This window comes from Micromonospora sp. NBC_01412 (genome assembly GCF_045040215.1).
Classification (GTDB): Bacteria; Actinomycetota; Actinomycetes; order Mycobacteriales; family Micromonosporaceae; genus Micromonospora; species Micromonospora rubida.
Map to the genome: position 1 here is coordinate 1,236,314 of NZ_CP109528.1, position 18,087 is coordinate 1,254,400.

Here is an 18,087-nt window from a genome sequence, read left to right on the forward strand (position 1 = left end):
TTTACCGGCAGGCGGGGCGCCCAGCGCGACAATTTCCAACGCGAGGTGACATCGCCGTGAGCGAGCGACGCGAGCCGGGCGCCGGGGCTCGCCACGCGAGCGGCGACGAGGCCTTGCGATGAGCGGCGACTTCTACGACCGCTGGCGGGACCCGGTCGAACCGTCCTGGGTCTTCGAGCCGACCTCGGAGTGGCAGCCTCAGTTCCCGGGGCAGCGCTACCCCGGCGACATCGGGCTGCGACACCTGCCGCCCCAGCACCGTGGCCGGGCCGCCGTCGTCGGCCGGGCCGAGGTGCGGCCGGTCAGCCCCGCCCCCGACCCCGGACCGGTGAGCCCCGCTCCGGGTGGGCGCGACGGGGCGTACCCCTTGGCGGCCCCCACCCCGGACGGCCACGCCCGGCGCAGCTGGGACGACCGCCGCGCGGCGCCGGCCGAACCGCGCCGGCCCGACGCGCGCCCGGCCTGGGCCGGCCCGGCCCGGGACCGCGCCACCCCCGTCGACGACCGCCCTGCCGGGTACACCCGGCCGCCGGCACGCGAGGAACGGCCCCCGGCGCACGGCGACCAGCAGCGGCGGGGCGGGGACGACCACCGTCCCAACCCGACCGACCGCCACCCCGGCCCGACCGACCACCGTTCCGGCCCGACCGACCGCCACCACGGCCCGACCGACCGCGACGGGCACGACCGTCGGGGCCGCGACGAGCGGGATCCCGACCGGCACGGCCGCGACGAGCGCGAACAGGCATGGCGCCCGCGCGGCGCCGGGGCCGCAGAACACGACGCACGAGGGTACGGCCTGCGGGGCGAGGACCGCCGGCCCGAGGCGACGGACCACGACCGGTACGGCCGCCAGGGCCGCGACGACAGCAGGTGGCGCCGCGACCAGCACCCGGCGGACCGGGGACCGGTCGAGGCGTACCCGCTGCGGCCCGATCCGGACCTGCCCCCGCGTCACGAGCCGCGCCGGCCCGAGTGGACGGTGGATCGCGACCCGGCGGCCGGCTGGCACGGTGACCGGTACGACCAGCGGCACCCCGCCGACCCCGGCCGGCGGACTCCCCCGCCCGAGGCTGCGGCGCCGGTGTCCCCCGCGCACCGGCCGGAGCCGGGGTGGCTGCCCGAGCCGGAGGAGCGCCCGCACCGCCCCCACGACCGGACGACCGGCGACCGAAGCGGTTCCGAGCGACCCGGACCCGGCCGTCCCGGCTGGCCGGACCGTCCCCGGCCCGCCCTGGACCGCGACGGCCGGCCAAGCCTCGACCACGACGGCCGCCCGAGCCAGGACCACGACGGCCGGACCAGCCTTGCCCGCGACGGCCGGACGGCGCCGGACCGCGACAGCCGGACCAGCCTCGACCGCGACGGCCGGGCGGCACCGGACCGCGACAGCCGGACCAGCCTCGACCGCGACGGCCGGACGGCGCCGCCCGGAACCGGCCCCGCGCGCCCCGCGCGACCTGTGGACGGGCCGGTGCCGGAGCACGGGCCGCGGGATGCCGGCCGGCCCGGCGTCGGCCAGCCGGACGCCGGCCGACCCGCTGCCGGGGCACCGCGCCACCCCGTCGATCGGGACGGGCAACCTCACCGGGACGCCAGCCGGGAGGCCGCCTCGTGGGCGGAGCCGTACCGCCACCCGACCGGTCGGCCGACGCCGGCCCGCGACGGCGGTCTGCCCTGGCCGGAGCCCGGTCCCCTACGGCCGGACCTGGGCCGGATGCCAGGCCCGGATCGGGGACCCACGCGCCCCGGCGACGCTCCCCGCCCCGACGCCAGCCCGACCGACCCGGCCCGCCCCGAGGCGCGGCCGGGCGACGGCACGCGGCCGGTCGAACGCGCGGGACGGGTCGACGGCACACGACAGGACCCCTGGTTCGCGGACGCCGCCCCGGGCGACCTGCACCGCCCGGACGGACCGGTCGAAGGCCGGCCCGACGCGCGGTCCACCACCGACCGGTACGGACGCCCCGCACCGGGCGACCGGGACACTCCATCGGCCCGCGAGAACCAGCCCATTTCGCCCGCCCGCGACGAACGGCCCGCCCCGCTGCCTCGCGACGAGCGGCCCGCCCCTGCGCCCCGCGACGAACGGCTCGCCCCGCTGCCTCGCGACGAACGGGGCACGCAGCCGGTACGCGACGACCGGCGGTTCGCTGGGCAACCGCCCGAAGCCCCGGTCCGGCCCGTACCCGACGCCGACCAGCCAGCCGCGCGCCGCCCCGGGCCGGATCCGATCCACCCGGACCGACCGGCCGAGCGCCCGAGCACCGAGCAGCGGCCCAGCGACGCGCCCCGGCTCGGCCCACCGCCGCACTGGCCGGCCGCACCGCACCGGCCACCGGTCGAGCCGGCCGCCGGCGCATCGCACGACGAGCACTGCACTCCGCCCACGACCGATGCGCCAGTCTCGGCCGTTCCGGTCTCCGGCGCCCCGGGTCGGCCGGTCTCGGGCCCGCCGGGGCCGGACCGGGCGGTGGCGGGTCCACCCGTGGCCGGACGGCCTATTCCGGGGCGGCCCGTCTCGGGTCCTCCGAGCTCTGGGCCGCCGCTGGCCGGGCCGTCGGCTCCCGGCACTTTCGGTCCCGAACGGCCGGCACGAGGCATGCCGGTTGCGGGTGCCCCCGTGTCCGGCCCGCCGATCTCCGGGCCACCCGCGCCGCCGGTTGCGCCGGTTACCCCGCCACCCGCCACCCGGGCGGCCACGGGCCCGACATCCGTCGTGCCGGTGTCCGGGCCGCCAGCGCCACCGGCATCCGGGCTGCCCAGCCGGCCCACGCCGCCGGTACGGCCTGTCTCCGGGCCGCCCGGGGGCGTGGCGTCCACTGCTCCGGTCGAGCCGGTCTCCGGGCCGCCAGCGCCCCGGCTTCGACTGGAGTTCCTGCCGGCCCCCGAGCCGGTCCAGCGCACATCCGCGCCCGCACAGCGGGACGAGCCGCTGGTGGGGTCCGCCCCGCGCGCCGACGCGCCGGACGCGATGGACACTCCAGACGCGATGGACTCGGCGGACGCGGGTGCCGACGAGTCCGTACCGTTGGATATTGCCGGGTCAGTGCCGTCCAGCCCGGCAGTTCGCCTCCCGGTCGCCGCCGGGGCATCCGCCGACCCCAGCCCGACGCCCGGGGCCGCAGAGCCGGACGCCGGTGCCGGGCCGCTGGACGCGGCCGAATTGTCGTCGCCCCGGCGAACCGAGGACGACAGCCCCGCCGAACGTACGGAAGCACGACCGGTTCCGCGTCAGCCGGAGCCCGCCGAGGAATCGATCGTCCAGCTGCCTGCGGTCCCGGAGCCGCTGCCTGCGGTCCAGGCCGCCCCTTGGCCACTGGTCGAGCCGGATTCGGGCACAGCCGATCCACGGCCCGCCGAGCCGGACGCCAGCCCGACGGACATCGACGGGGCGGACAACGACCGGCTGGATGCTGTCGTCGGCTGCCCGGAACAGCCGGCCGGTCCGCTGCCCGACGCCGGCGACACCAACCTCACCGTGGACCTCGACGATGCCGCCGTAGGCGTGGACGTCGACAACCCCGGGGCGGACGTCGACGACACGGATATCGACGGGGCGGACGCCGATGGCACGGACGTCGACGGGGCAGACACCTACGGTCTCGTCGACGCCGACGGGTCGCGTGTCGGAGCCGTTGAGCCGCAGGTCCGGATGGACGAACCGCGCGCCGTCCCCGACGAGCCGAGTGTCGCCCCCGAGCCGCGTGCCGTCCCTGACGAGTCGAGTGTCGTTGCCGACGAGCATGGGAGCCTCGCCGTCGGGGACGTTGCGGAGACGCCGGGGAGCGAGCTGACGTCGCCGTCGCGGCAGGAGGCCGGGCAGCCCGGCAGACAGCCCGTTGACGAGCCGTCGTCGGCCGTGACCGTCCCCGCGCCGCAGGACACCGTGACCACGGCCGCGCCGACCGACTCCCCCACGGCACGGCCCGGACCGCCGCCGGACCGCCCCGACGCCCCGGTGTCGACCGAGCCGCCACGCGCAACCGCGCCCGCCCCGGACCACTCGGACGCCTGGTTCCGACCGAGCAGGCCCGCGCCGCCGGCCCCCGAGCAGACGCCGGACGCAGGTCGCCCGTTGGCCGCGACGGCCGCCCCGGGAGCCTCGTCCGTCGCGGTGCCGGCGGAGGAGGGATCGGCTTCCACGCCGAGGGATGGGACTGCGGCAGCACCGGTGTCGGCACCCCCGACGCCGGAGCAGCCAACACGCCCCGTCTCCGCGCCACCGGCACGGCCCGCCTCCACGCCACCGGCACGCCCCGTCTCCGCGCCACCGGCACGGCCCGTCTCGGGACCGCCCGCACAGCCCGTCTCGGGACCGCCGGCGCGGCCGGTCTCCGGGCTGCCGGCGTACCCCGTGTCAGGAGTGCCGGCGTACCCCGTCTCCGGGCCGCCCGGGCGGCCGGTGTCGCCCGCCGGGTCGGGGTCCGTCCACGGGGTGGACGCCCGGACCGGGCAGGACCGGCGGGGCAACGCCCCGGCCGACGGGGCGGCCGGGGCCGCCGACCCGGAGCGGACGCTCGCGGCGTTGCGGTGGCGCCTGCACCCGGAGACCCTGCGGGAGGAGACCGACGCCCCGGAGCGGTTGCGTGCGGTGCGGGACGGGCTGACCGCCAAGCTGGCCGTCGCCCTGGACAACCGGTCCCGGGCCCGGCTGCTCAGCCTGCGGGCCGTCGCGTCCCGGATCCTCGGCGACCTGGACGACGCGCTCGACGACGCCCGGCTCGCCCTGACGTACGCCGAGAGCACTGGCGAGTTCCGGCGGACCGCCCTGGCGCGGGCTCGGCTGGCCCACGTGCTGCGCTGGCGGGGCGAGTTCGCCGAGGCCGACCGGCTGTTCGCCGAGGCCAACTCGACCGAGCTGCCCGATCGGCTGCGCGCGGCCCTGCACGAGCACGCCGGGCGGTGCAGCTACGACCAGGGCCGGCTGATCGAGGCCTGTCACCACTTCGAGCGGGCGCTGGACCTGCACCGGGCGGCCGACGCCGAGCTGACCGGCCGGACCCGGGTGGCGCTCGACGCGGTCGCCGAGCGGGCCGGCCGGGACGGCTTCGGCCCGTACCCGCGCAGCCGGGACGAGATCCTGCACACCGGCCGGCCGCCGGTGCCCACGTACGACGAGGACCTGGACCGGTGGGGATACGCCGACGCCGACGGCAACCTGGTCGTCGGCACCGACTACGCCGAGGTGCAGCCGTTCCGGGAGGGAATGGCCTGGGTACGCCGCCCGGAGGGCGCCCGGTGGACGCTGATCGACGAGGCCGGGCGCACCCTGATCCAGGCGAACAACGGCTATCGCGCGGCCGGCTCGTTCTCCGACGGCCTGGCCTGGGTGTCGATGGACGGCACCGGCGACTGGATGGCGATCGACCCGTCCAACACCGTGGTGATCCCGCCGGGCTTCGACGACGTACGCCCGTTCCGGCGCGGCGTGGCGGCGGTCCGCGCCGACGGCGGCTGGGGAGCCGTCGACCGGACCGGCGCGATGGTCGTGCCGACCCGGTACCACGGCCTCACCACGGCGCTCGCCGACGGGCGCTACGTCGACGGCTTCACCGACGAGGGCCTGGCCGTGGTGGAGCTGAACGGCCGACGCGGGGTGGTGGACCGCACCGGCCGGATGGTCGTGGCGCCGACGCACCCCGCGCTGGTCGTACACCCGGTCGCGTTCCTGGTCGGTGACGGCGCCGGCCGCTGGGGCGCGCTCGACCGGCGGGGCGAGCCGTTGCTCGACCCGGTGCACCCGAGCCGGGACCGGGTGGTGGAGCAGATCGACCGGCTCCTGGCCGACACCAGCCCGCTGCTGTGACCCGTGCCGGTGTGCCGGCCCGCCGACGGGTGATCCCCCCGGGCTAGGGTCGGGGCATGGAATTCCGACACCTGGGCCGCTCGGGCCTGATGGTCAGCGAGATCTCGTACGGCAACTGGATCACCCACGGCTCGCAGGTCGAGGAGGACGCGGCGACCGCCTGCGTCCGGGCCGCGCTGGAGACGGGCATCACCACCTTCGACACCGCCGACGTGTACGCCGGCACGAAGGCCGAGGAGGTGCTCGGGCGGGCCCTCAAGGGCGAGCGCCGCGAGGGTCTGGAGATCTTCACCAAGGTCTACTGGCCGACCGGCCCGGGCCGCAACGACCGCGGCCTGTCCCGCAAGCACATCATGGAGTCGATCGACGGCTCGCTGCGCCGGTTGCAGACCGACTACGTGGACCTCTACCAGGCCCACCGGTACGACCACAGCACGCCGCTGGAGGAGACGATGGAGGCTTTCGCCGACGTCGTGCGCTCCGGCAAGGCGCACTACATCGGCGTCTCCGAGTGGCGGGCGTCGGAGATCCGCGAGGCCCACCGGCTCGCCCGCGAGCTGCGCGTCCCGCTGGTCTCCAACCAGCCGCAGTACTCGATCCTGTGGCGGGTCATCGAGACCGAGGTCGTCCCGACCAGCGAGGAACTGGGCCTTGGGCAGATCGTCTGGTCGCCGATGGCCCAGGGCGCGCTCTCCGGCAAGTACCTGCCGGGCCAGCCGCCGCCGGCCGGCTCCCGCGCCACCGACGAGAAGTCCGGGGCGAGCTTCATCGCCAAGTTCCTCACCGACGACGTGCTGACCCGGGTGCAGCAGCTCAAGCCCCTGGCCGAGCAGGCCGGGCTGACCATGCCGCAGCTCGCCATCGCCTGGGTGCTGCAGAACCCGAACGTCTCCTCGGCGATCATCGGCGCGTCCCGCCCCGAGCAGGTGCGCGACAACGTCAAGGCGGCCGGCGTGAAGCTGGACGAGGCCCTGCTGAAGGCGATCGACGACATCTTCGACCCGATCGTCGAGCGCAACCCGGCGAAGACCCAGTCCCCGCCCCAGCGGCCGTGACCCTCGGGTCCGGCCGGCGCGAATGTGCCGGCCGGACCCGGATCAGCCGTGCCCAGCCCCGGGTCAGCCCCGGATCAGCCCCGGATCAGCCGCGCCAGAAGCGGATCAGCTCCAGGCCGGCGGCGTAGAGCCACGGGGGCAGGCCGAGCAGGTTCGCCACGGCGAAGACCGCGTCGAAGAACCAGCCGCCGATGCGCGGGTTCCACAGCAGCGCGAAGAGCAGGATGAACCCGTACGGGGCGAACAGGTCGTACATCCGCCGCCACTGGGGGTTCAGCCACGGCTGGATCATGTTGCCGCCGTCCAGGCCGGGCACCGGCAGCAGGTTCAGCACGCTGGCGGTGAGCTGGAGGAACGCCAGCAGCGCCAGCCCGGCCCAGAACTCCACCGGCCCACCCCCGCCGAACCCGATCCGCAGCACGGCCACCAGCAGCAGGGTGAACAGCACGTTGGTGGCCGGGCCGGCGAGGCTGACCAGGGTGTGCCGCAGCCGCCCCGGGATGGCGTGCCGGTCCACCCACACCGCGCCGCCGGGCAGGCCGATCCCGCCGAGCAGCACCACCACCACCGGCAGCACGATCGACAGCAGGGGGTGGGTGTACTTGAACGGGTTGAGCGTCAGGTAACCCCGGTGCGCGACGCTGCGGTCGCCGGCCCGGTACGCGACCACGGCGTGGGCGTACTCGTGCAGGCAGAGCGACACCAGCCAGCCCGAGACGACGAGCAGGAACACGTCGAACCGGACGTTGCCGATCCGGTTCCAGGTCAGCACGGCGCTGGTCACGAACAGCGCGACCAACGCCAGGAACACCGGGCTGGGCCGGAACGCCGCCCGGGGCACGCCGAGCACGAGCGGCTCGCCGCCCTCCGGACGGTCCGACACCATCACTCGGCCGGGGGTTGCAGGCTCATCCGGTAGTCCACCCGGTCGTCCTCGACGAGCACGACCGTGGTGACGCCGGACGCCGCGAGCTCCCGCCAGGCCTGGCCGATCCACGACTCGGCGTCTGCCTGGCTCCCGAACGTCTCCGTCGACCCCTCGGCCGCCTCGCCGTTCGCGCCCTCGTATCGCCAGCTCCACGCCATGCCGCGTCTCCCCTCGCCGCTGAAGTCCCCTGGGACGAACCCCGCAAGCGTAGTCGGCCGCGGCGCCGGACGGCCCGACGCTCCGCCCCGGGACCGCGACCGGCTCCGGCGGGCGGTGGGTGACCAGGGCCGGCGCCGCCGGTACGGTGACGCGGTGTTGACTCATGGGGTGGTGCTCAACGGCCGGTACCGGCTCGACGAGCGCGTCGCGACCGGGGGCATGGGGGCCGTCTGGCGGGGCACCGACACGCTGCTCGACCGCGAGGTGGCGGTCAAGGTGTTGCTGCCGTCGCTGGGCGACGATCCGGAGTTCACCACCCGGTTCCAGGCCGAGGCCCGGATGATGGCCGCGCTGCGGCACCCGGGCATCGTCGCCGTGCACGACGTCGGGCAGGCCGTCCTCGACGACGGCAGCCGGGTGAGCTACCTGGTGATGGAGTACGTCGACGGCGAGTCGCTGGTGGTCTGGCTGCGCCGCGCCGGGCGGCTGGATGCGGCGTCGACCATGTCGGTGGTGGCGCAGGCGGCGGGGGCGCTGCACGCCGCGCACACCGGCGGGATCGTGCACCGCGACGTCAAGCCGGGGAACCTGCTGGTCAAGCGGGACGGCACTGTGGTGCTGGTCGACTTCGGCATCGCCCGGTCCGGGAGCACGGCCGGCATCACCGGCGCGCACATGGTGCTCGGCACCGCGTCGTACATGTCCCCGGAGCAGGCCACCGGGCAGCCGGTGTCGGCGTCCTCCGACATCTACGCCCTCGGCGCGGTCGCGTACTTCTGCCTGGCCGGCAGGCCGCCGTTCGACGGCGAGAACCCGTTGCAGGTGGCGCTGCGGCACGCCCAGGACGAGCCGGAGCCGCTGCCGCCGGACACCCCGGCAGCGGTGGTCGAGCTGGTCGCACGGGCGGTGGCGAAACGCCCGGCCGACCGGTACGCCAGCGCGGCGGAGCTGGCCGACGCGGCGGAACAGGCCCGCGAGGCGACCCTGACCCGCTTCCCGGTCTCGGCCCGCCCGCCCTGGGCGGTCCCCGCCCCGGCCCATCCCGTTCCCGCCCCAGCCCAGGCACCCGCCCAGGCACCGGCGCCGCCTGTTCCCGGCCTGGCCCAGCCTGCTCCCGCCCAGGCCCAGGCCCCCGCCCCGGCTGTTCCCGGCCCGGCCGGGACGACGGGAGAAGCCGGCGCGGCCCGTCCGGGGAAGGAACCCGGCCCGGCCCGACCGGTGGAAGGACCCGGCGCGGCCGATCCGGTGGCGGCACCCGGCCCCGAGCATCCGGTGCCGTGGTCCGTCGGGCCGGCCCGGCAGCCCGACGGCCCTGCCGTCCGGCCCGCCACGCCAACCCCGCCGCCCTTCCCGCCGACCCCACCGTCCGGCACACCGACCCCGCCGCCCGGTGGTGGGCCGGTCCCGTGGCCAGCCTGGGCGCCGGCCCCGCCCGCGAGCCCGGAAGCCCGGCCCGTCGACGGGGCTCCGCTGCCGGGCAGCCCGAGGCCGTACCCGGCTGGTCCCGCCCCTACGCCCGGCGGACCCGGCGGGCCCGGCTGGGCGGACGCCGGCTCGGCACCCACCCGGGAGGATCCGGCCGGCCGGCCGCACCGGAACCGGCGGCTCGCCCTGGCCGGGGCCGCCGGCGCGGTGGTCGCGGTGCTGGTCGCCGTGGTCGCCGTGACGACGCTGTGGCCGGACGGGGACCCGGGGCCGCCCGAGCAGCGGACGGCTCTGACCGTCGGCTCGGCGTCCGCCACCGCGCCCGACGGCACCGGGCCGGCGCGCCCGGACCGGCCCGACGCGACCGGTGCCGCCGACCCGACCACGCCCTCCGGGTCCGCCCGCCCCAGCGCCTCCGCCCGGCCGACACGCTCGGCCGCCGACGGGGCCACGGCCCGCCCCTCCGGCGCCGCGAGCGCCACCACCGCGCCGACCACGGCCGCCCCACCGAAGCCGAAGCCGAACCCGTACACCGCGGCGCAGGCCTGCGGCAGCGGGTACCAGGTGATCGACACGGCCACCCTCACCGGCTCCGACGGGGTCCGGCGGGGCCGGGTGTTCCTGCTCTACCAGGCTTCGACCGGCCGGAACTGCGTGGTGACGCTCAAGGACACCGCCGTCGGCGTCAAGTCGGCCGTGTCGGCGTACCTGGAGGTGAAGGGGAAGGCCCGCAGCACCGACAGCGGCTCCTTCGCGTACTACGCCGGGCCAGTCCGGGCGGACGCGGACCGGATTTGCGTGCGGTGGGGCGGCGCGGTCGGCGGGGTCGGCTACGGCAGCCCCTTCGAGCACTGCGGGTGAGCCGGGCGGTGACGCCAGGGGATCGTTCGGCGCCGGGGCCGGTGCGGCGGTCACCGGTACGGCCGTCACCGATACGGGCCGGCGGGCGGCGCGGCGTCCGACGGCTTTAAGGTACGGGCATGTCCGTTGACGGGTGGAACACGGTCCTGGTGCTCGGCGGTATCCGCTCCGGCAAGTCCGAGTTCGCGGAGTCGCTGGTAGCCGACGCGCCCACGGTGCGCTATGTGGCGACGTCGGCGCCCGGCGACCCGGAGGACGCCGAGTGGGCGGCCCGGCTGGAGGCGCACCGGAGCCGTCGCCCGGGAAGCTGGACCACCGAGGAGACCGCCGACGACCCACGCCGGCTGGCCGATGTCGTCTCCTCGGCCGGGCCGAACGACACGCTGCTCGTCGACGACCTCGGCGGCTGGGTGACGGTGCTGCTCGACCCGGCCCACCAGCCGGCGGACGACACGGCGACGATCGCCGAGCTGGCCACGGCGCTCCGCGACTGCCCGGCACGGGTGGTGCTGGTCAGCCCCGAGGTGGGGCTGTCGCTGGTGCCGACCACCCCGCTGGGCCGGGCGTTCACCGATGCCCTCGGGGCGGCCAACCGGGCGGTCGCCGACGCGTGCGACGCGGTGGTCCTGGTGGTCGCCGGCCAGGCGTGCTGGTTGAAGCCCTCCGCCGTCCCGCGCGCCACCGCCACCGCCGTCCCGGCACAGGCCGGCCAGGCCGCGCCGATGACGGGGACCGTGGACGCGTCCGCGCGTTCGGAGCCGGCCGCCGCCCGGCCCGACGACGGCGAGCGGGAGGCCGCTCTGCCGGACGTACTCACCCCGACCGCCACGCCGGGACCGGCCGGCGCGCCGTGGGCGGCACCCACCATGGCGCTGCCGGTGGTCGCCACGGGCCTGGTCATCCAGGCCGGCATGGAACTGCCCATGCCCGACGAGTACTCCGGGCCGCAGGCGACGGAGCGGCTCGCCACCCTGGACGTGCCCGGCGCCGGGCTGGGCGTGCTGGAACGGGTGGTCGGCTTCGCCGCCGCCACCCAGGGCACCGCCACCCCGGCGCCCTGGGGCTCCGTGCGGGTGCTGCTGCTGCACGGCGACCACGCCGGGGGCGCCGCCGCCGGCTCCGTGCCCGGCGAGTCGGCCCGACGGGCCGCACAGGCCCGCGCCGGCCAGGGCGTGCTGGCCCGGCTGGCCGCCGAGAGCGGCGCCAGTCTCCAGGTGGTGGACGCGCCGACCGCCGAGCCGATGGAGGGCGTCCCGGCGCTGGACCACGAAACGGTGGAGAAGGCCCTGCGGTACGGCTGGCGGCTGGCCGAGGAGGCCGCCGACGCGGGCGTACAGCTGCTGGTGCTGGCGTCGTGCGGGGCCGGGGCCGACGCCGCAGCGGCGGCGGTGCTCGCGGCGACCGCCGGGGCGGAGCCGCCGGCCGTGCTCGGCCGGGTGGTGACGGCGAACGGCGAGATCAACGACGCGGCGTGGATGCGGCGCTGCGCGGCGGTCCGGGACGCGATGCACCGGACCCGGCGCTCCCCGCGGAACGCCAAGGACGTGCTGGCCGAGCTGGGCGGCGGGGACATCGCGGTGGCCACCGGCGTGCTGCTCGGCGCGACCGCCCGCCGGATCCCGGTGCTGCTGGACGGCCCGGTCGGCCTGGCCGCCGGCATGGTCAGCCGGGACCTGGCCGGGCAGGCCCGACACTGGTGCCTGCTCGCCGACTGCGGCGGCCACCCGGCGGTCCGGCTCGCCGCCGACGTGTTGGGGCTGACCCCGCTGCTGGACCTGCGCCTCGACCTGGGCGAGGGCGCCAACGCGCTGGCCGCGCTGCCGCTGCTGCGCTCAGTGCTGTCGCTGGCTGCCGCGCTGCCCACCCGACCGGAGCCCACCCGCACTGGTCCCGGCGGCGAGGAACCCGGTCGCGAGGGCGACGGCGGAGAGGACGACGGGGAGGACCCGGGCGACGGGGAGCCAGACTTCCGCGAGCCGGAGCCGGCTGGCCCCGGACCGGCCACCGCCGAGCCGACCGAGCCGGCCCTCGCCGAGCCAACCTCCACCGAGCCGACCCTCGCCGGACCGGCCACCACCGGACCCGCCCCCGCCGGACCGGACCAGCCGGCCCAGCCGGATCCGGCCGGCTGGCGTGCCGGCTGAACCCGACGACCGGGCCGGGCATGCCCGGCCGGCCGGGCGAGGGCTCGCCGACGGCGTCCGGCTCGCGCTCACCACGTTCACCGTCCTGCCGGTACGCCCCGGCCGGGTGGACCGGGCCACGGCGGGCGCCGCGATGGCGCTGGCCCCGGCGGTCGGCGCGCTGCTCGGGGCGGTGCTGGCCGGGACTCTGCTGCTCCTCGCCGCCGTCGCCGCACCGCTGGTCGCGGCGGGGGTGACGGTCGCGGTGGGCGCCCTGCTCACCCGGGGGCTGCACCTGGACGGGCTGGCCGACACCGTGGACGCGCTCGGGTCGTACCGGCGTGGGGCGGCGGCGCTGGAAATCATGAAGAAGCCGGACGTCGGCCCGTTCGGGGTGGCCGCGCTGGTGGTCGTACTGCTGGTGCAGGCGGCGGCACTCGCGGAGCTGGCGGGCCGATCGTGGCCGGCGGCGCTCGCGGCGGTGGTGACGGCGACGGCGGCCGGCCGGCTCGGGGTCACCCTGGCCTGCCGACGCGGGGTGCCGGCGGCCCGGCCGGACGGGCTGGGCGCGCTGGTCGCCGGCACCGTCGGCCCGATCGCGGCGGCGCTCGGCACGGCCGCCGTCGCGGTCGTCGCGGTCGCCGCCGTGCCGGGCCGCCCGTGGCAGGGGCCGCTCGTCGTGCTCGCCGCCGTCGCCGTCGCGGTCCCGCTGCTGCGCCACGTGGTACGCCGCCTCGGCGGGATCACCGGCGACGTGCTCGGCGCCGCCGTGGAGCTGGTCACCACGCTGGTCTACCTGGGTCTGGTGCTGACCCGCTGATCCGGGCCCGCCGGGCCGGGTAGCGTTCGGGCGACAGGCCGGCACGGGGAGACGGGAGACCCACATGCTCATCACCGACGACTTCCTGCCCGTCCCGGTCCCCGAGTCGCTCAGCGCCACCTATCTGGTGCCGATGGCGGGGCTGCCGAGGGTCAGCGCGAAGACCGCCGTTCGGGCGCTGGCCGGCCGGCTCGCCGAGCCGGTGTACGGGCTGGCCGCCCAGATGCTGGACAGCCCGCTGATGAGCGTGGACACCCGGCCGATCGCCGAGTTCCCCGCGCTGCCGCCGGACCTGCTCACCGCGTTCGGGGCGACGGGGGCGCAGCTCGACCGGCTCGCCGCGGCCACCCACCTGGTGGTGGTGCAGGCGGAGTACCGGCCGGGCTGGCCGCCCGCGCACGAGTGGGCGGCCCGGGCGGTGGCCGCCGCGGTCGCCGACACCGTCGGCGGCGACGTGGTGGACGTCTTCGGCCTCCAGTTCCTCGACCCGGCGACGGCGCTGCGTTCGCTGCCCGACGACCAGGGCCGGATCCGGCTGGTCGACTGGGTGCTGGTGCCGTACTCCTCGGACGCCGACGGGCTGTGGTTCACCACCAAGGGGTTGCGCCGGTTCGGGCTGCTGGAGTTGCAGACCCAGGGGGTGCCCGACCACCTCACCCGGGCCTGGGGCGCGGTGATGACCGGGGCGGCCCGGCGGCTGCTGCGGGACTGGACCGACGGGCTGGCCGGCGAGGAGGTGCCGGCGTTCGTGCAGCTTCCGGTGCTCGCCACGATCACCGGGCACGACATCGCGGTGGCGTACGGCAATCCGGAGCAGCACGGGGCGACCGCGCCGGTGCTGCTGCGGCTGGAGCTGGACCCGGCCACGGATCCGGAGGCCGACTCGTTCCTGAGCCTGCGCCCGCCGCCGGGGCACCCGGGGCCGGCGGGAAGGTACTTCGCGGCGGCCTGCGCCACCCTGTTCAACGGCATCCAGCCGGACGTGCGCTACGCCCGCCGGGGCGACGCGATGAGCGCGGCGATCGCCACCGCCCGGGCCAGTCTGGACGACATCCGGGCCCGGTTCCTGGCCGGTGGGCTGCCCGGCGAGTCACAGCTCGTGGTCAAGTACGGCCTGCCGGCCGACGAGGGCCCCGAGTACGTCTGGGCGGGGGTGACCTCGTGGGAGTCCCCGGAGCGGATCGTCGGGGCCAGCGTCACCGACGCCGACACCGATCCCACGGTCCGCATCGGCTCCCCCGTGACGATCGAGGCGACGGACGTGGTCGACTGGGCGATACTCGACGGCACCGGCGTAACCGAGGGCGGCTGGACCCAGGCAGTCCTGGACGCCGACGACCGCCCCACCCTCCCTTGAACGTGTTGATCAAGAAGTTTGCGTCTCCGGTCGCCGGATTCCCGACGCAAACTCCTTGATCAACGAGGCCCAGGCGGGACAGGGCGTGGGGGTCAGCGGACCGAGGGGGTTACGAACGGGGGGCGGGTGAGGCGCATGGGGGTGCGGCGGCCGCGGATGTCGACCTCTACCGTGTCGCCGTCGGCGAGGGCGGCGGACGTGTCCAGCAGGGCCAGAGCGATGCCCTGCTTCCGGGTCGGCGAGAAGGTGCCGCTGGTCACCGTGCCGACCTGCGTGTCGCCGGCGTACACCGCCATGCCGGGGCGCGGGATGGCCCGGTCGACCGCCTCCAGGCCGCGCAGCGTACGTGCCGGACCGGCGGCCTTCTCGGCGCGCAGCGCGTCGCGACCCCAGAACGCCGGCTTGTCCCAGCCGACCGCCCAGCCCGAGCGCGCCTGCACCGGGGTGATCTCCGGCGACAGGTCCTGCCCGTGCAGCGGGTACCCCATCTCGGTGCGCAGGGTGTCCCGCGCCGCCAGCCCGCAGGCCCGCAGCTCGTACGCCTGGCCCGCGGCGAAGATCGCGTCCCAGACCGCGACGGCGTGCTCGGCCGGCACCACCAGCTCGTAGCCCAGCTCGCCCGTGTAGCCGGTGCGGCACACCACCAGGTCCGCGCCGGCCAGGGTGGCGGCGCGGAAGCTCATGTAGCCGTGGTCGGTGGGCAGGCCCAGCGCGTCGAGCAGTTCCGCCGAGCGGGGCCCCTGCACGGCCAGCACCGCGTACGCCTCGTGCTCGTCGGTGACGACCAGCCCCTGCGGCGCGGCGGCCCGCAGGCGGCGCACCACCTCGGCGGTGTTCGCGGCGTTCGGGATCAGGAAGACATGGTCCTCGGCGTGCAGGTAGGCGATGATGTCGTCGACCACGCCGCCCGTGGCGTCGTCGCAGCAGAGCGTGTACTGCGCCTTGCCGGGGCCGATCCGGCCGAGGTCGTTGCTGAGGCAGGCGTTGACGAAGTCCGCCGCCCCGGGCCCGACCACCCGGGCCTTGCCCAGGTGCGACACGTCGAACACCCCGACCCCGGTACGGACCGCCGTGTGTTCCTTGAGCACTCCGCCGCCGGCGTACTCCAGCGGCATCTCCCAGCCGCCGAACGGGGCGAACTTGGCTCCGAGGGCGGTGTGCCGCCCGTGCAACGGGGAACGGCGCAGCCGGGTCGCGGCGGCGTCGGAGGTCACGTCGGTCATGGGTGGCAACTTACCGGTGCCTGAACGGCTGGTTAGCATCGGCGGGAGCCCGCCGATGCAGTTTCGGTGGGACAGCCAATCGTCCGGCGGGTAGGTTGCCGCCGGAGACCTTCATCGCCGGTACGCGACGACGCGGCCGGCCCGGCCCGCCCGGAGTAGCTTCAGTGACATCGCCCAGCACCACCATCAGCCTGGTCGACACCGACCCCGCCGAGCTCGCCGTCGACGCGATCGTGATCGGCCTGCACAGTCAGACCGGAGAGCAGGACGTCGCCGGCCCGGCCAGCGCGCTGCTGCTCGCCAGTGGCGCCGAGAGCATCGCCGCCGCCTTCGACGGCAAGCTGACCGAGACGCTGGCGCTGCTCGGCGCGACCGGTGCCCCGGGCGAGGTGATCAAGCTGGCCACCCTGGGCACCGTCACCGCCCCGATCGTCGCCGCGGTCGGGCTCGGCGCGGAGCCGACCGGCGCCGCCCCGGCGCCGGAAACGCTGCGCCGGGCCGCCGGCTCGGTGGTCCGGGCCCTGGCCGGGGCGCGCCGGGTGGCGCTGACCCTGCCGCTGCCCGACGACGCAGACGCCCCCGCCGCACTGCGCGCGGTCGCCGAGGGCGCGCTGCTCGGCTCGTACCGCTTCGCCGGGTACAAGACCCGGCCGCAGCCGGCCCGGCGGGAGCCGGTGGCCGAGGTGCTGATCGCCGTCCCGGAGGCCGGCGACGCGGCCGCCCAGGCGGAGGTCGAGCGGGCGCAGGCGGTGACCGGCGCGGTCCGGCTGAGCCGGGACTGGGTGAACACCGCCCCGAACATGCTGCGTCCGCCGGCGTTCGCCGACGTGGTGGCCGAGGCCGCGCGGGCGGCCGGGCTGGGCGTCGAGGTGCTCGACGAGGAGGCCCTGGCGGCCGGCGGCTACGGCGGCATCATCGCCGTCGGCCAGGGTTCCGAGGCCCCGCCGCGCCTGGTCAAGCTGACCTACACGCCGGAGGGTGGCGGCACCGGCAAGCGGGTGGCGCTGGTCGGCAAGGGCATCACCTTCGACACCGGCGGCATCTCGATCAAGCCGGCCCAGGGCATGTGGGAGATGAAGTCCGACATGGGTGGCGCGGCTGCGGTCGGCGCGGCCATGCTGGCGATCGCCGCGCTCAAGCCGGCGGTCGCGGTCACCGGGTACCTGCCGATGGCCGAGAACATGCCGTCGGGCACGAGCTACCGGCCGGGCGACGTGATCACCATGTACAACGGCAAGAAGGTGGAGGTGCTCAACACCGACGCCGAGGGCCGGATGGTCCTGGGCGACGCCCTCGCCCGTGCCTGCGAGGACGGCGCCGACTACCTGTTCGAGACCTCCACCCTGACCGGCGGTCAGGTGATCTCGCTGGGCAAGCGGATCGCCGGCGTGATGGGCAGCCCGGAGCTGTGCGAGCGGGTCCGGGTGGCCGGCGACGCGGTCGGCGAGCCGGCCTGGCCGATGCCGCTGCCCGACGACGTGCGCAAGGGCATGGACTCCGACGTCGCCGACATCTCGCAGGTCAACGCCGGCATGGACCGGGCGGGTCACATGCTCCAGGGCGGCGTGTTCCTGCGCGAGTTCGTCACCGACGAGGTGGCCTGGGCACACATCGACATCGCCGGCCCCAGCTACCACTCGGGCGAGCCGACCGGCTACTGGACCAAGGGCGGCACCGGCGTCCCGGTCCGCACCCTGATCCACCTGGTCGAGGACGTCGCCACCAACGGCTGACCCCCGCGCACTTTCACGGAAGGAGTGGCCATTCCGCGTGGAATGGCCACTCCTTCCATGCAAGAGGGGCCCGCAGGGGCGGGGAGGGGCGCGGGGTCAGGGGAGGTGGGGGCGGCGTTTGCGGCGTTCGTTGTAGTCACGCATGCGTTGTGGGTAGCCCATCAGGCGGACGTCGTAGATGGGGATGGCCAGCTTGTGGGCGAAGCGGCGGGCGCCCTCGGGGCCGTCGACGCGGCGGCGGGTCCACTCCCCGTCGTCGGCGATGAGGATCACGGTGGTCTCGGTGACGGTGGTCCGCGGCTCGATGAACGCCTCGACGCCCCGCCGGGTCCGGACGAAGTTCTCCAGGTGTTCGAGATCGGCGCGGTCGAGCGCGCGATCGCGGCCCGCTGGGCGCGCCTGCTTGCGTCGTCGGAACAGCGCCACCGGCCGTCTCCCCCGTGTCCGTCATCGAAGCCGGCGCCAAGCGTACGTGTCGGTGACGTGTCGTTGGGCACCTCACTACGCGCCCGGTGGGCGGTGGTGACAAGATGACCGAGGTGGGGACTGTCCGTGCCACCCCGCCGTGACCCCCGATGCAGTGACGCGAACTGG

Annotated in this window: 11 protein-coding genes; 7 read left to right on the forward strand and 4 right to left on the reverse strand. The window is 76.5% G+C overall.

The features are described from left to right. Positions 1–118 precede the first annotated feature (118 nt). Both OG617_RS05300 and OG617_RS05305 read left to right on the forward strand, forming a co-directional pair. Positions 119–5,809, forward strand: coding sequence for a WG repeat-containing protein (locus OG617_RS05300; RefSeq protein ID WP_405099185.1), 5,691 nt, complete (start codon positions 119–121; stop codon positions 5,807–5,809). 56 nt (positions 5,810–5,865) lie between these two features. Then, positions 5,866–6,864, forward strand: coding sequence for an aldo/keto reductase family protein (locus OG617_RS05305; RefSeq protein ID WP_405099187.1), 999 nt, complete (start codon positions 5,866–5,868; stop codon positions 6,862–6,864). Between the two features lie 85 nt (positions 6,865–6,949). On the opposite strand, the gene OG617_RS05310 is transcribed toward OG617_RS05305, so the two are convergent. Both OG617_RS05310 and OG617_RS05315 read right to left on the reverse strand, forming a co-directional pair. Further along, positions 6,950–7,750 carry a site-2 protease family protein gene (locus OG617_RS05310; protein ID WP_405099189.1) on the reverse strand — a complete coding sequence of 267 codons (801 nt, stop codon included), beginning with the start codon at positions 7,748–7,750 and terminating at the stop codon, positions 6,950–6,952. Continuing rightward, a complete protein-coding gene (locus OG617_RS05315; RefSeq protein ID WP_396682704.1) occupies positions 7,750–7,950 on the reverse strand; it encodes a hypothetical protein in 201 nt (66 codons plus the stop codon). The genes OG617_RS05310 and OG617_RS05315 overlap by 1 nt, the downstream gene beginning before the upstream one ends. A gap of 154 nt (positions 7,951–8,104) precedes the next feature. Here OG617_RS05315 and OG617_RS05320 point away from each other — a divergent pair, with 154 nt between their 5' ends. From OG617_RS05320 to OG617_RS05335, 4 genes are all read left to right on the forward strand, one after another. Then, a complete protein-coding gene (locus tag OG617_RS05320; protein WP_405099191.1) occupies positions 8,105–10,237 on the forward strand; it encodes a protein kinase domain-containing protein in 2,133 nt (710 codons plus the stop codon). A gap of 119 nt (positions 10,238–10,356) precedes the next feature. Next, positions 10,357–12,381: a bifunctional adenosylcobinamide kinase/adenosylcobinamide-phosphate guanylyltransferase gene (locus tag OG617_RS05325; RefSeq protein ID WP_405099193.1), complete on the forward strand. Its 2,025-nt coding sequence runs from the start codon at positions 10,357–10,359 to the stop codon at positions 12,379–12,381. Continuing rightward, positions 12,371–13,180, forward strand: coding sequence for an adenosylcobinamide-GDP ribazoletransferase (locus OG617_RS05330; protein WP_405099195.1), 810 nt, complete (start codon positions 12,371–12,373; stop codon positions 13,178–13,180). The genes OG617_RS05325 and OG617_RS05330 overlap by 11 nt, the downstream gene beginning before the upstream one ends. A 64-nt stretch (positions 13,181–13,244) precedes the next feature. Further along, entirely contained in the window at positions 13,245–14,537 is a 1,293-nt protein-coding gene (locus OG617_RS05335; RefSeq protein WP_405099197.1) for a DUF2314 domain-containing protein, read from the forward strand. A gap of 92 nt (positions 14,538–14,629) precedes the next feature. Here the strand turns inward: OG617_RS05335 and gcvT are convergent, their stop codons facing one another. Beyond that, a complete protein-coding gene (gene gcvT / locus OG617_RS05340; RefSeq protein ID WP_405099199.1) occupies positions 14,630–15,760 on the reverse strand; it encodes a glycine cleavage system aminomethyltransferase GcvT in 1,131 nt (376 codons plus the stop codon). Positions 15,761–15,924: 164 nt separating this feature from the next. Between gcvT and OG617_RS05345 the strand changes: the two genes are divergently transcribed. Further along, positions 15,925–17,493: a leucyl aminopeptidase gene (locus OG617_RS05345; protein WP_405099201.1), complete on the forward strand. Its 1,569-nt coding sequence runs from the start codon at positions 15,925–15,927 to the stop codon at positions 17,491–17,493. A gap of 96 nt (positions 17,494–17,589) precedes the next feature. Here the strand turns inward: OG617_RS05345 and OG617_RS05350 are convergent, their stop codons facing one another. Further along, on the reverse strand, positions 17,590–17,919 hold the full coding sequence (locus OG617_RS05350; RefSeq protein WP_405099203.1) for a hypothetical protein: 330 nt from the start codon (positions 17,917–17,919) through the stop codon (positions 17,590–17,592). Between the last annotated feature and the right edge of the window lie 168 nt (positions 17,920–18,087).